This window comes from Bradyrhizobium sp. ORS 278, assembly GCF_000026145.1.
Lineage (GTDB): Bacteria > Pseudomonadota > Alphaproteobacteria > Rhizobiales > Xanthobacteraceae > Bradyrhizobium.
Window position 1 is genome coordinate 1263157 of sequence record NC_009445.1, and the last position, 12962, is coordinate 1276118.

At 64.7% G+C, this 12962-nt stretch carries 11 protein-coding genes; 8 read left to right on the forward strand and 3 right to left on the reverse strand.

The features are described 5' to 3' along the window. Positions 1-66: 66 nt before the first annotated feature. The 3 genes from BRADO_RS05565 to BRADO_RS05580 all read right to left on the reverse strand — a co-directional run bounded on the left by BRADO_RS05565 (position 67) and on the right by BRADO_RS05580 (position 5958). Complete coding sequence (locus BRADO_RS05565; RefSeq protein ID WP_011924336.1) at positions 67-1617, reverse strand: DUF882 domain-containing protein; 1551 nt, start codon at positions 1615-1617, stop codon at positions 67-69. 399 nt (positions 1618-2016) lie between these two features. Then, complete coding sequence (locus BRADO_RS05575; RefSeq protein ID WP_011924337.1) at positions 2017-4092, reverse strand: murein L,D-transpeptidase; 2076 nt, start codon at positions 4090-4092, stop codon at positions 2017-2019. A 369-nt stretch (positions 4093-4461) separates the two neighbouring features. Continuing rightward, on the reverse strand, positions 4462-5958 hold the full coding sequence (locus BRADO_RS05580) for a sigma-54 dependent transcriptional regulator (RefSeq protein WP_011924338.1): 1497 nt from the start codon (positions 5956-5958) through the stop codon (positions 4462-4464). A 120-nt stretch (positions 5959-6078) separates the two neighbouring features. On the opposite strand from BRADO_RS05580, the gene BRADO_RS05585 reads away from it, so the two are divergent. The 8 genes from BRADO_RS05585 to BRADO_RS05620 all read left to right on the forward strand — a co-directional run bounded on the left by BRADO_RS05585 (position 6079) and on the right by BRADO_RS05620 (position 12905). After that, positions 6079-8046, forward strand: a complete 1968-nt coding sequence (locus tag BRADO_RS05585) for a M3 family oligoendopeptidase (protein WP_011924339.1) — start codon at positions 6079-6081, stop codon at positions 8044-8046. Positions 8047-8115: 69 nt separating this feature from the next. Then, positions 8116-8379, forward strand: coding sequence for an AbrB/MazE/SpoVT family DNA-binding domain-containing protein (locus BRADO_RS05590; RefSeq protein WP_173363486.1), 264 nt, complete (start codon positions 8116-8118; stop codon positions 8377-8379). Then, positions 8376-8762, forward strand: coding sequence for a type II toxin-antitoxin system death-on-curing family toxin (locus tag BRADO_RS05595; RefSeq protein WP_063822873.1), 387 nt, complete (start codon positions 8376-8378; stop codon positions 8760-8762). Before BRADO_RS05590 ends, BRADO_RS05595 begins: the two co-directional genes overlap by 4 nt. A 105-nt stretch (positions 8763-8867) precedes the next feature. Continuing rightward, positions 8868-9020: an aa3-type cytochrome c oxidase subunit IV gene (locus BRADO_RS05600; protein ID WP_011924342.1), complete on the forward strand. Its 153-nt coding sequence runs from the start codon at positions 8868-8870 to the stop codon at positions 9018-9020. Between the two features lie 142 nt (positions 9021-9162). After that, the gene (locus BRADO_RS05605) at positions 9163-10290 is read left to right on the forward strand and encodes a Re/Si-specific NAD(P)(+) transhydrogenase subunit alpha (RefSeq protein ID WP_011924343.1); all 1128 of its coding nucleotides are present in this window, start codon (positions 9163-9165) and stop codon (positions 10288-10290) included. Between the two features lie 22 nt (positions 10291-10312). Further along, positions 10313-10630 (forward strand): proton-translocating transhydrogenase family protein, encoded by a 318-nt coding sequence (locus BRADO_RS05610; protein WP_006612207.1) that lies wholly within the window; start codon positions 10313-10315, stop codon positions 10628-10630. Positions 10631-10688: 58 nt separating this feature from the next. Next, positions 10689-12086: an NAD(P)(+) transhydrogenase (Re/Si-specific) subunit beta gene (locus BRADO_RS05615; RefSeq protein WP_011924344.1), complete on the forward strand. Its 1398-nt coding sequence runs from the start codon at positions 10689-10691 to the stop codon at positions 12084-12086. A gap of 18 nt (positions 12087-12104) precedes the next feature. After that, entirely contained in the window at positions 12105-12905 is an 801-nt protein-coding gene (locus BRADO_RS05620; protein WP_041757325.1) for an alpha/beta hydrolase, read from the forward strand. Positions 12906-12962: the final 57 nt, after the last annotated feature.

The following is a 12962-nucleotide window of genomic DNA, read 5'->3' on the forward strand; positions in this document are numbered from 1 at the left end:
CGTCACCCAATGTCCCCGCGAGCCGATCGCGGGGCATTGACATTTCAGGGGGCGGTTTCGGCGTCGTCAGCGCAGGGCCGCGGCGCGCATCGTGAAGGATCTGGTCTCGAGCTTGATGATCGCGGGGCCGCTGAACTGGTCGTAGCTCAGCCCCGGCGTCGGATCGGCCGCGAAGGTCATCGTCAGGGTGGTCTGCGGCTTCACGAAGTAGCTGCGCATGACCGTCAGATCCGGGTCGCCCAGTTTGGTGACCGACATCGACGATGATGCGCTCGGTGTCAGCATGATCGCCCGCATCCAGGTCGAATCAGGCCCCTTGGCGGCCGACATCCGTGTCGCCATCGTGATCAGGCCGTCCTGGCTCTGATTGCCCTTGGTGGCCTCCGCTGGCGCCGATGCCGGGCGGGATGCCGACTGACGCGAGTTGCGCACGGGGATCGCCGAGGTGGCGGTATTGCCGCGATCGGCCACGGGTGCAGGAGCAAAGGCCATCGCCTGCATCAGGCTGGCATTCTGCGGCTGGTCAATGGCCGATAGCGCCCGGCGCGCAGTGATCGCCGCAACCTGCTCGGGCGTGGCCTGCTTCGGCGTCGCGGGATTGTCACCCCAGAAGCCGCGCGAATTGATGATGTCCGCGACGCTCTGCGGCGCGCCACCGCTTGCGGCCGCATCGATCGCGCTGGTGGTCTCGGGCTTCGCGTCCGGCTTGCTGTCGGTTTTCGCCGAGGGCTGCTGCACCGCCTGCGAGTCCGCCGAGGCCAGCTGCAGCGCGTTGGCGATCTTGCCGCGAGCCGTCGCCGGCTTATTGTCCGCGGAGCGCTCTTTCTCGAAAGGCTTGTCCGCGGGCTTGTCGGTCGTCTTGGCGACGAGCGCCGCAGTCTGGATCGGTTTCGCGTCGGCCTTGACCTCGCTCTCGCCCGCCTCGTCGTCGTCCTCGCTGGGACGGCCGCGGAACAGCCGCGCAAACAGGTTCGAGCCGCCGGATGATGCATCCTCGCCGGAGCCGCGCTTCTCGATTTCGGCCCTGGCCAGCTCATAGCCCTTCAGTGGCACGCCATTGCTCGGGACGTGGACCGTCTTGCCGTCCGGGAACACGCGGGCGAGCTGGTCGGCGGTCATGCGCGGCCAATGCCGGATATTGCCGGTGTCGAGATGCACGAAGGGCGACCCGGAAGTGGGATAGAAGCCGACGCCGCCGCGCTGCAGGCGCAGGCCGGCGTAGCGGATCTGCTCCAGCGGCACGCCGGGGATGTAGAAATCCATCGCATGGCCGAGCATGTGCTGGCTGTGGCGGGCCACCCCGGAATGCGCCGAGCGCCGACGCAGCATCGAATTGGTGGCGGGGGAGCGGTACGACGAGATGATCTGGATCGGCTGCTTGCCGTCGACGTCGCGATAGACTTCCCAGAGGATGTCGAACAGGCGACGGTCCATGACCGTCTCGTCCTGGGTGCGCCAGTCGCGCAGGAAGTGGTTCAGCTTCTTCAGCGCGTCTTCATCGTAACGGCCCTCGCGCTTGAAGGTGACGGTGAGGTCTTCGCCGGAATGGGTATGGTGGAAGGTCAGCGTGCGCGTGTCATTCAGGGCTTCGGCGTCACGGACCGTCCCGGCTCCCATCACGAGGAGCAGTGATGCAAGGCCGGTGCGGCAGACGGCGTTCCAAGCCTTTTTGGGCAACGAGGCCTTTTTGGGCAACGAGGCCTTTCTGGGCAACGAACGCGATTGGCGCGCGAAAACAGACAGCAAGATGCAGCCCACCCCGTCGACGAGCGTTTACTCGAATACCCTCTTGCGGCCCGTCCGGCGGAAGAGAGAGGAAACGCTTACCTAAGGCGGGATGGTTAAGGGATACTCACCGACCCGCCCCCCAATTACCCTTAACATATACTCTTGAGTGTGGCGAAAAAGAGCCATCGAATCTTGGTTGACCATTGTGGTTAACCTAAAGCAAAGGCCCCGCCGGATGGCGAGGCCTTTGATCTCACATCGGGATTTGCGGCGGCTGAGGGAACCCGGTCAGCGCGTGAACACCCGGCGAGGCGGGCGGCCGACCGGCGCCGGCGGTGTCGGCTGGCCGCCGCCGAACAGACGTTCGAAGAAGTTCGGACCCGAGGAGCCGGACGAGAAGCTGTTGTCGCTGACATTCACCGAGTTCGGCAGCGGTCCTTTCGGACGCGAATAGCTCGGTTGGGCGTGGGCGACGACGTTCTCGAGATCCTTGCCGCGGCTGTTCTTGAGGATCGCGATCATGGTCGCGTCGCGGCCATAGACGTCCTTGCGGAATTGCAGCTTGCCGGCATCGTCCACGAAGGCGGTCTGGTAGGTGATGTTGACCGGAATCGGGGTCGGGAATTTCAGGTCGATCTCGCTCGAGCCATACATGCCGCGGATGCGCTCAGGCGTATAGCGCTCGCCCGGCATGGTGAGGTTGAGCAGCACCGACGCATACTGATCCGGATATTGCACCCGCATGCAGCCATGGCTGAAGGCGCGGTCCTCCTTCGCGAACAGGTTCTTATCCGGCGTGTCGTGCTGATAGACCAGGAACTTGTTCGGGAAATTGAAGCGAATGCGGCCGAGCGCGTTGGCCTCGCCCGGCGGCTGCGAGATGTGGATCGAGCCGTCGCGGGCGCGCTCCAACCGCAGGCCCATGCGGTCGAGCACGGTCGGGTCCTGCTGCAGCGCCGGCAGATACTCGTTGTAGATGATCGACGGCGGCACGTTCCAGGTCGGGTTGACCGTGATGAACTTCATCGTCTCGCTCAGCAGCGGCGTCGCGTGCTGGCCGGGCTTGCCGGTGACGACGCGGGTGGTCCACACCTGCGCGCCGTGCTGCATCACCTTCAGCGTGTAGTCGGGGATGTTGAGGATGACATAGGCATTGCCGATCGCCGGTGCGCCGAGCTCGCGGGGCAGCCAGCGCCAGCGCTCCATATTGACGATGACGGTGTCGATCTGCTTGTCGCGTTTGGGCGTGTTGAGCGCCTTGACGGTGCGGTCGTCGAGCACGCCGGTCGGCTTGAGATCGACGCTGTCCTGGAATTTGCGAACGGCGGCGGCGACCTTCGCGTCGTAGCGGATGTCGTCGAGGTTCTCGGTGAGGCCGAGCTTGGCGCGCAGCTTCGGCACGCGCGGGTCGGACATCTGCGCCTCGGCCTCCGGGGCGTTCTTGCCGCGGGCAGGGGTGTATTTCAGCGGTTCGCCGTCCTCGATGATGATGGGCGTACCGTCGCGGTCGCCGCGAAGTTCGGCGAGCTTGGCCTTCAGCAGCTTGTAGAGCTTGTGCGGCGGGTTGTAGCTCTCCAGCGCGGCGGAGGCATCCTTGGCGCCGGTGACGTTGGCCAGCACCTCGTTCGGATCGATCGGATGCTCGGGATATTGGATATCGGCCGAGACCTGCGACCAGTGCATGCGGCCGCTCTGGGCCTGACGGGCGTAGTCCATCATGCTCTCGGTGAGCTTGAGATCGGCCTCCGCCAGCGCGTCCGGCGCGGAGCCGGCCGCGGCGAAATCCGGCACCGGATAGTCGGCGGGGTTGAGGCCGTCCGCGGCCGCATCCTTGAGGCGCGCGATCACGCCCTTGGCGGCGGCGGTGAGATTGCCGCTCTGCGTCCAGATCGGCGCGTAGTCGCGGCCGGTGTAGAACTTCTCGACGGCGGCGCGCTCGGCCTTGCGGTCGAAATACTTGGTCCCCTTGGTGGCGATCAGGTCGCGCAGGCGATCGGCGACCGGCTGGTCGGCGGCGGGAACGCTGCTCGCGGCTTTGACCGGCTCGCCGGCCGGCGCCGGAGTCGTCGCTGTGGCGGGAGCCGCTGCCGGCGGCGGCGCCGTCACGGTCTTGGCGGGATCGGCTGCGGGCGCTGCGGCCGTATCGGCCGGCTTCACCGGCTCGGGCGCCTTGGCCTGGCTGGGCGAAACGGTAGCGGTGGTGTCGAGCTTGAAGTCGCTGGCGGTCGGCGGCGGCACGTTGGCCGGCTCGGGGAACGGGATCGCTGCGTCGATCGCAAGCTCTGCCGGGCTGCTGCGGGGCGGATCGTTCTGGGCGAGAGCGGAGGTCGTGGACACCGCGAGGAAAGTTGCCGCGACAGCCATCAGCACGCGGTCATATCCGCCACGGGTGGTCACACAATCTCGCATCGTCAATCCCTCGAATGATCTGTCCCGCGGTTCGGAACAGGGTCGGTCACAAGGTCGATCTCTGCCCGCCAGCTTGGGCCCGAGCACGGTTCGTGAGAATGGGTCACGCCTTGACGCAATGAATCACGCCCGAACGATACCGAAGCCCCAATTCTGCGGCCAGCGCCACACGGGACAACTCACGACAAACTGACTCTTGGGAAACCCGGGCAAATCGATCTTGCGCTTGTGCCACGCGTTTTTTCCTCTGTCTGTCACCGCAAGGCAACGGTTCAGATGTTCCGTTGTTGCGCAGGGTTGCGGCGAATTTCGGACGCGAGCGGATCATCCGAGCGGCGGCGATTCCGTCGATGGCGTCTCGCCATTGGCCTCGTCGAGCTTGCGGTAGAGCGTCGAGCGTCCGATTTTGAGACGCCGCGCCACCTCCGACATCTGACCGCGGTAATGAGCGATGGCGAAGCGGATGATCTCGTGCTCCATCTCCTCCAGCGGCCGGACGTCGCCACCGGCGTTGAGCATGGGCAGGCTGCCATGCGAGGGCAGGGGTGCAATGGGTACTTCACTACCCGGCACCATCGCCGGCAGCGTGGCCTGAGCGGGGCGCTCCACGACCAGGGGTGGCGCCGGCTCGACGGGCGGCGCATGGGTCGGTATCAGCGGGAAGTCGTTGACGCCGAGTTGGTCGGTCTCGCTCATGACGACGGCGCGATAGACGGCGTTCTCGAGCTGGCGGATGTTGCCCGGCCAGTCGAGCTTGGTCAGATACGCCACCGCGTCGCCGCTGATGCCCGACACAGGGCGATTTTCCTCGGCTGAAAAGCGCGCCAGGAAATGCCGCAGCAGATGCGGAATGTCCTCGCGGCGCGCGCGCAAGGGAGGGATCGTCAGCGGCAGCACGTGCAGCCGGTAGAACAGGTCCTCGCGGAAATGTCCTTCCTTGACCCGGTCGAGCAGGCGGCGGTTGGTTGCCGAGATGATGCGCACATCGACCTTGACCGGCTTGCGGCCACCGACCGCCTCGACAGCGCCCTCCTGCAAGGCGCGCAGCAGCTTGACCTGCGCAGTGAGCGGCAGCTCAGAGACCTCGTCGAGGAACAAGGTGCCGCCATGGGCTTCGACGAACTTGCCGGTGTGGCGGTCGGTCGCGCCGGTGAACGCGCCCTTCTCGTGGCCGAACAGGATCGATTCGACGAGATTGTCCGGGATTGCGCCGCAATTCACCGCGACGAACGGCTTGGTCTTGCGCTCGCTGGTGCCATGGATGGCGCGGGCGAACAGCTCCTTGCCGACGCCGGATTCGCCCTCGATCAGCACGGGAATCGATGAGGCCGCGGCCTTCTCGGCGATGCGCAGGATCGGCGCCATCGCTTCGGCGCGGGTGACGATGTCCGAGAAGGTCAGCCGGCCCTCGCGGCTGTGACGGATGCGCTGCAGTTCGCCCTTGAGTGCGGAGGTATTCAGTGCGTTGCGCAGCGATACCTGCAGCCGCTCGATGCCGACCGGCTTGACGACGAAATCCTGCGCGCCGGCGCGCATCGCCGAGACGACGTTGTCGATGCCGCCATGCGCGGTCTGCACGATCACGGGGATCGAGATCCCGGCTTCGCGCATCTTCGACAGCACGCCCATGCCGTCGAGGCCGGGCATCACGAGGTCGAGCACGATGGCGTCGATGGGACCCGCGTCGGGATTGGTCAGCTTCTCGATCACGGCATCGCCGGTCTCGACGACGACCGCCTCGTAGCCGCATTTCTGCACCATGTTCTCCACCAGCCGGCGCTGGACCGGATCATCATCGGCGATCAAAATGCTGGCAGCCATGGCTTTCCTTGCACGCTACGACTATCTGTCTCGAATCGGGGCACTCTCGCCGACGCCGATTAACGCAACCTTAAACCTCGCTGATCGGGATAAACGTTCGAACAACAGGTTACCCATCCGATGACCTCGCGCGCCTCTTCCGCTCTCCGCAAGCCGACCAAAGCTGCTCCTCCCTCCAAAGCCGTCAAGGCCAAGAAGGCCGCCGTGAAACCGACATCGAAGCCGAAACCGGCCGCGGTCAAAGCAGGTCGCGGTGCCGCGGCCAAATCGTCCGCCAAGCCCGCGAAGACGGTGGTCGCCGCGAAGACCGGAATCGGGACGCTGCCCGAATGGAATCTCGGCGATCTTTATAGCGGCATCGACGCGCCGGAGATCGCTCACGATCTCGCGAAGATGGATGCCGAATGCGTCGCGTTTGAGACCGATTACAAGGGCAAGATCGCCGAGCATGTCGCGCGCGAAGACGGCGGCGAATGGCTCGCGGCGGCGGTGCGCCGTTATGAGGCGATCGACGATCTCGCCGGTCGGCTCGGCTCCTTCGCGGGTCTCGCGCATGCCGGCGACAGTGTCGATCCGGCGATCTCCAAATTCTACGGCGACATCTCTGAGCGGCTGACGACCGCCTCGACGCATCTGTTGTTCTTCCCGCTCGAGCTCAACCGCATCGACGATTCCGTCATTGCGCGCGCGATGGAGACGCCGGCACTGGGCCATTACCGGCCCTGGATCGAGGATCTGCGCAAGGACAAGCCGTATCAGCTCGAGGACCGCGTCGAGCAGCTGTTCCATGAGAAGTCTCAGACCGGGTATTCGGCGTGGAACCGGCTGTTCGACCAGACCATCGCGGGGCTGCGCTTCCAGGTCGATGGCAAGGAGCTCGCGATCGAGCCGACCCTGAACTTCCTGCAGGACCGCGACGGCGGCAAGCGCAAGGCGGCGGCCGAGGCGCTGGCCAAGACCTTCAAAGCCAATGAGCGCACGTTCGCGCTGATCACCAACACGCTCGCCAAGGACAAGGACATCTCCGACCGCTGGCGCGGCTTCCAGGATGTCGCGGACTCGCGCCATCTCAACAACCGCGTCGAGCGTGAGGTCGTGGACGCGCTGGTGGCCTCGGTGCGCGCGGCCTATCCGAAACTGTCGCATCGCTACTATCGGCTCAAGGCGCGCTGGTTCAAGAAGAAGAAGCTCGCGCATTGGGACCGCAACGCTCCGCTGCCCTTCGCCGCCAATGCCACCATCGCCTGGCCGGAGGCCAAGAACATGGTGCTGACGGCCTATCGCGGCTTCTCGCCCGAGATGGCCGATATCGCGCAGCGCTTCTTCGACCAGAGCTGGATCGATGCGCCGGTGCGTCCCGGCAAAGCGCCGGGCGCATTCTCGCACCCGACCACGCCGTCGGCGCATCCCTACGTGCTGATGAACTACCAGGGCAAGCCGCGCGACGTGATGACGCTCGCGCATGAGCTCGGCCATGGCGTGCACCAGGTGCTCGCGGCGAAGAATGGCGCGCTGATGGCGCCGACGCCTTTGACGCTCGCCGAGACCGCGAGCGTGTTCGGCGAGATGCTGACCTTCAAGCGGCTGTTGTCGCAGACCAAGGATGCCAAGCAGCGTCAGGCGCTGCTCGCGGGCAAGGTCGAGGACATGATCAACACCGTGGTCCGGCAAATCGCGTTCTATTCATTCGAGCGCGCGGTTCATACCGAGCGCAAGCACGGCGAGCTCACCGCCGAGCGCCTCGGCCAGCTGTGGCTGTCGGTGCAGACCGAGAGCCTCGGCGAGGCGATCGAGATCAAGCCGGGCTACGAGAACTTCTGGACGTACATCCCGCACTTCATCCATTCGCCGTTCTACGTCTACGCCTATGCGTTCGGCGATTGCCTCGTGAACTCGCTCTACGCCGTCTACGAGCACGCCGCCGATGGCTTTGCCGAGCGCTATCTCGCAATGCTCGCGGCCGGCGGCACCAAGCATTATTCCGAGCTGCTCAAGCCGTTCGGTCTGGATGCCAAGGATCCCAGGTTCTGGGATGGCGGCCTGTCGGTCATCGCCGGCATGATCGACGAGCTGGAGGCGATGGGGTAGGGGTGTAAAACATTTGTTGAACGAGCAAGGCTCCTCTGTTATACAGTCTGTAGAACAGAGGAGATTCCCATGAATGAGACTCCCAAGGATCTGAAGCCAGATTCCAGCGTGGTCCTGCAGGTCCGCAAGATCGGCAATTCCATCGGCCTCATCTTGCCGAAGGAGATGGTGGCTCGGCTCAATCTTAAGGAAGGCGACAAGCTGTTTCCCGTCGAGCAGCCGGGCGGGACGCTCGTGCTCACGCCTCACGATCCGGATTTCGAGAAGGCGATGACGGTCGCCCGGCGCGGCATGAAACGGTACCACAACGCGCTCGCCGAGCTGGCGAAATGAGCGAGCCGTTTTGGCTCACCCGTCAGATGATCGTCGCAATCCATGATGAGCAGCTTGCAATTCATGGCGGAGCAAGTGGCCTGCGCGACGAAGGAATGCTCGAGTCCGCGCTGGACAGGCCGAGAAACAAATGGGCTTACGAAGGTGCGGAGCTTCCGGAGCTTGCAGCCGCCTACGCTTATGGAATCGCGCGTAATCATCCGTTCGTCGATGGCAACAAGCGCACCTCGCTGCTGGCGCTCTACACGTTTCTTGGCGTCAACGGTTTCGACTTCGATGTTCCGGAAGCTGAAGCTGCGGCAATGATCCTCGCCCTTGCCGCCGGCGAGGTCAGCGAGGCCAGCCTGACGCGCTGGATCCGCGATAATTGGCCTCGCCAATAGAGCGATCGGAAAAGCCGATAAACCGCCTTGCATGCCAGCCGTTGCCCTTGCATTGGCTTTGAGGTATGCGACCTTAACAAAGCATACTTACTCTGGGGGACCCCGATGGCAAACCATGGCGAGATCGCCTACTCGACGGCTGATGGCAACGACTATCCGGCGCACGAGGCTACCTATGAAGGCTTCATCGCGTTAGTGAAGTACGGCACGATCGGCGTCGCTCTGATCGTCATCTTGATGGCTATTTTCCTCGTTTAGTGTCGCACTGGGCCCGCCGGCATCCCCGCCGGCGGGCCTTCAGCTGACTGCCGCAGCCGATGGCTGACCCTGGCGTCACGCTGGAGCCCATGGACGTCCCGCCCGTTTTTAAGCTCGCGCGCGCATCCGCGCCGGAGGCCTCATGAAGATTGCCGTCGCCAAGGAAATCGACCCGTTGGAGCCGCGGGTCGCCGCCTCTCCCGACACGGTGAAGAAGTTCAAGGCGCTGGGTGCCGAGATCGCGGTCGAGCCCGGCGCCGGCATCAAGTCGGGCCTGCCGGATTCGGAATTCACGGCGGCGGGTGCAACCGTAAGTGCTGATGCGCTCAAGGACGCCGATATCATCATCAAGGTGAAGCGGCCGGAGGCCTCCGAACTCGCCAACTACCGCCGCGGCGCGCTCGTGTTCGCGATCATGGATCCCTACGGCAACGACGCCGCGCTGAAAGCGATGGCCGACGCCGGCATCGCGTCCTTCGCGATGGAACTGATGCCACGCATCACCCGCGCGCAGGTCATGGACGTATTGTCGAGCCAGGCGAACCTCGCCGGTTATCGCGCTGTCATCGAAGGCGCCGAGGCATTCGGCCGCGCCTTCCCGATGATGATGACCGCGGCCGGCACCGTGCCGGCAACCAAGGTCTTCGTGATGGGCGTCGGCGTCGCCGGCCTGCAGGCGATCGCGACCGCGCGTCGCCTTGGCGCCATCGTCTCCGCCACTGACGTGCGCCCCGCCACCAAGGAGCAGGTCGAGAGTCTCGGCGCGAAGTTCCTGGCCGTCGAGGACGAGGAGTTCAAGAACGCGCAGACCGCCGGCGGCTACGCCAAGGAGATGTCCAAGGAGTACCAGGCCAAGCAGGCTGCTCTGACGGCGGAACACATCAAGAAGCAGGACGTCATTATCACGACCGCGCTGATCCCCGGCCGGCCGGCGCCGCGCCTCGTCACCCTGGAGATGGTGAAGTCGATGCGTCCCGGCTCGGTGCTGGTCGACCTCGCGGTCGAACGCGGCGGCAATGTCGAAGGCGTCAAGCTGGGCGAGACCGTCGAGATCGACGGCGTCAAGATCATCGGTTTCCCGAACCTCGCCGGCCGCGTCGCGGCGTCGGCTTCTGGCCTCTACGCCCGCAACCTGTTCTCCTTCATCGAGACGATGATCGATAAGAAGGAGAAGACGCTGGCCGTGAACTGGGACGACGAGCTGGTCAAGGCCACGGCTTTGACAAAGGACGGCGCCATCGTCCACCCGAATTTCCAGCCTAAGGCTTAGTTGAGGATCTAGGAGCAAAGCCATGGAACATGTTGTCCAAGCCGTCGATCCCTTCGTTTTCCGGCTGTCGATCTTCGTCCTCGCCGTCTTCGTCGGCTACTTCGTGGTTTGGTCGGTGACCCCGGCGCTGCACACGCCGCTGATGTCGGTGACCAACGCGATCTCCTCCGTCATCGTTGTCGGCGCGCTGCTCGCGGTCGGCGTATCCATGGTGTCGAGCGGCAGTGGTCTGGCGCGGGCGTTCGGCTTCATCGCGCTGATCTTCGCCTGCGTGAACATCTTCGGAGGCTTCCTCGTCACCCAGCGCATGCTGGCGATGTACAAGAAGAAGTCCAAATAACAACGCCGCACAATAACGCCGCGCGACGCGGGATGACAGGCACAACGGGGCATCTGCAATGAACGCCAATCTGTCGGCACTCCTTTATCTCGTGGCGGGTGTGCTGTTCATCCTGTCGCTGCGCGGGCTGTCGAGCCCGGCCACCAGCCGTCAGGGCAATCTGTTCGGCATGATCGGCATGGCGATCGCCGTCGTGACCACGCTCGCCAGTCATCCGCCGGCCGATGTGTGGGCCTGGATCCTGGTGATCCTCGGCGTCGCGATCGGCGGCGGCATCGGCGCGGTCATCGCCCGCCGGGTGCCGATGACGGCAATGCCCGAACTGGTCGCCGCCTTCCACTCGCTGGTCGGCATGGCCGCGGTGCTGGTCGCCGCCGGCGCCTTCTTCGCGCCGGAAGCGTTCGACATCGGCACGCCCGGCAACATCCATCCGCAGAGCCTGGTCGAAATGTCGCTCGGCGTCGCGATCGGCGCGCTGACCTTCACCGGCTCAGTCATTGCCTTCCTCAAGCTGTCCGCGCGCATGAGCGGCGCCCCGATCATCCTGCCGGCGCGCCACCTCATCAACATCGGCCTCGCCGTCGCGCTGGTGTTCTTCGTCGTGCGCTTGGTGCTGACCGGCGGCGGCTTCGACTTCCTGATGGTCACGGTGCTGGCGCTGGCGCTCGGCGTGCTGATGATCATTCCGATCGGCGGCGCCGACATGCCGGTCGTGATCTCGATGCTGAACTCCTATTCGGGCTGGGCGGCCGCCGGCATCGGCTTCACGCTGGGCAATTCGGCCCTGATCATCACCGGCGCGCTGGTCGGCTCCTCCGGCGCGATCCTGTCCTACATCATGTGCCACGCGATGAACCGGTCCTTCATCTCGGTCATCCTCGGCGGCTTCGGCGGCGAGACGGCCGCAGCCGGCGGCGCAACCGGCGAGCAGAAGCCGGCCAAGCTCGGCTCGGCTGACGACGCCGCCTTCATCATGAAGAACGCCTCCAAGGTCATCATCGTCCCCGGCTACGGCATGGCGGTGGCCCAGGCCCAGCACGCGCTGCGCGAGATGGCCGACACCTTGAAGAAGGAAGGCGTCGAGGTGAAGTACGCGATTCACCCGGTCGCCGGACGCATGCCCGGCCACATGAACGTGCTGCTCGCCGAAGCCAACGTGCCCTATGACGAGGTGTTCGAGCTCGAGGACATCAACTCCGAGTTCGCCCAGGCCGACGTCGCGTTCGTGATCGGCGCCAACGACGTCACCAACCCGGCGGCGGAAGAGGACAAGTCCTCGCCGATCTACGGCATGCCCGTGCTGCAGGTCTGGAAGGCCGGCACCGTGATGTTCATCAAGCGCTCGCTCGCGTCGGGCTACGCCGGCATCGACAATCCGCTGTTCTACCGCGACAACACGATGATGCTGCTCGGCGACGCCAAGAAGATGACCGAGAATATCGTGAAGGGCATGTAACCCGTCTTGTCAGGAGCCATCACCGCGTTGAAATGGCTCCTGATTGTCCTGGTGGCGATCTACGCCACCGTGATCGCGGTGCTGTTCGTGCGTCAGCGCGCGATGCTGTTTCCGATCCCGCCGGTCGGCCGCACCGCGCCCGCGGCCGCCGGTTTTCAGCAAGCTGAAGAGCATGTGCTGACCTCCGCCGATGGCGAGAAGGTCATCGCCTGGCACGTGCCGCCGCAGCCCGGCCGCAAGGTGGTGCTGTATTTCCCGGGTAATGGCGACTTCCTCGCAGGCGTCGTGTCGCGCTTCAAGGCGCTCACATCCGACGGCACCGGCCTCGTCGCACTGTCCTATCGCGGCTATGCGGGCTCCACCGGCAGTCCGAGCGAGACGGGGCTGCTTCAGGATGCCGCAGCCGCCTACGCTTTCACGCGCGACCGCTATGAGCCACAACGCATCGTCGTCTGGGGCTTCTCTCTGGGCAGCGGTGTGGCCACGGCAATCGCCGCGGAGCATCCGATCGACAGGCTCATCCTCGAGGCGCCCTACACGTCCACCGTCGATGTCGCGTCCGACATGCTGAAGGTGGTTCCGGTCAGTCTGCTGATGCGCGACCGCTTCCACTCCGATCAGCGCATCGCCAAGGTCCACGTGCCGTTGTTGATCATGCACGGCGCCAAGGATCCGGGGATTTCGATCCGCTTCGGGGAACGATTGTTCGCGCTTGCGCATGACCCCAAGCGCTTCGTACGGTTTCCCGACGGCGGTCACAACGATCTGGATCTTTTTGGTGCGACAGACACTGCCAAAGGTTTCATCAACGCCCCCTAGCTTTTTCCGCGTGAGCTGGCCTGCGCCGCTTCTCGCCGTGCTTCTCTCTGCAGCTCT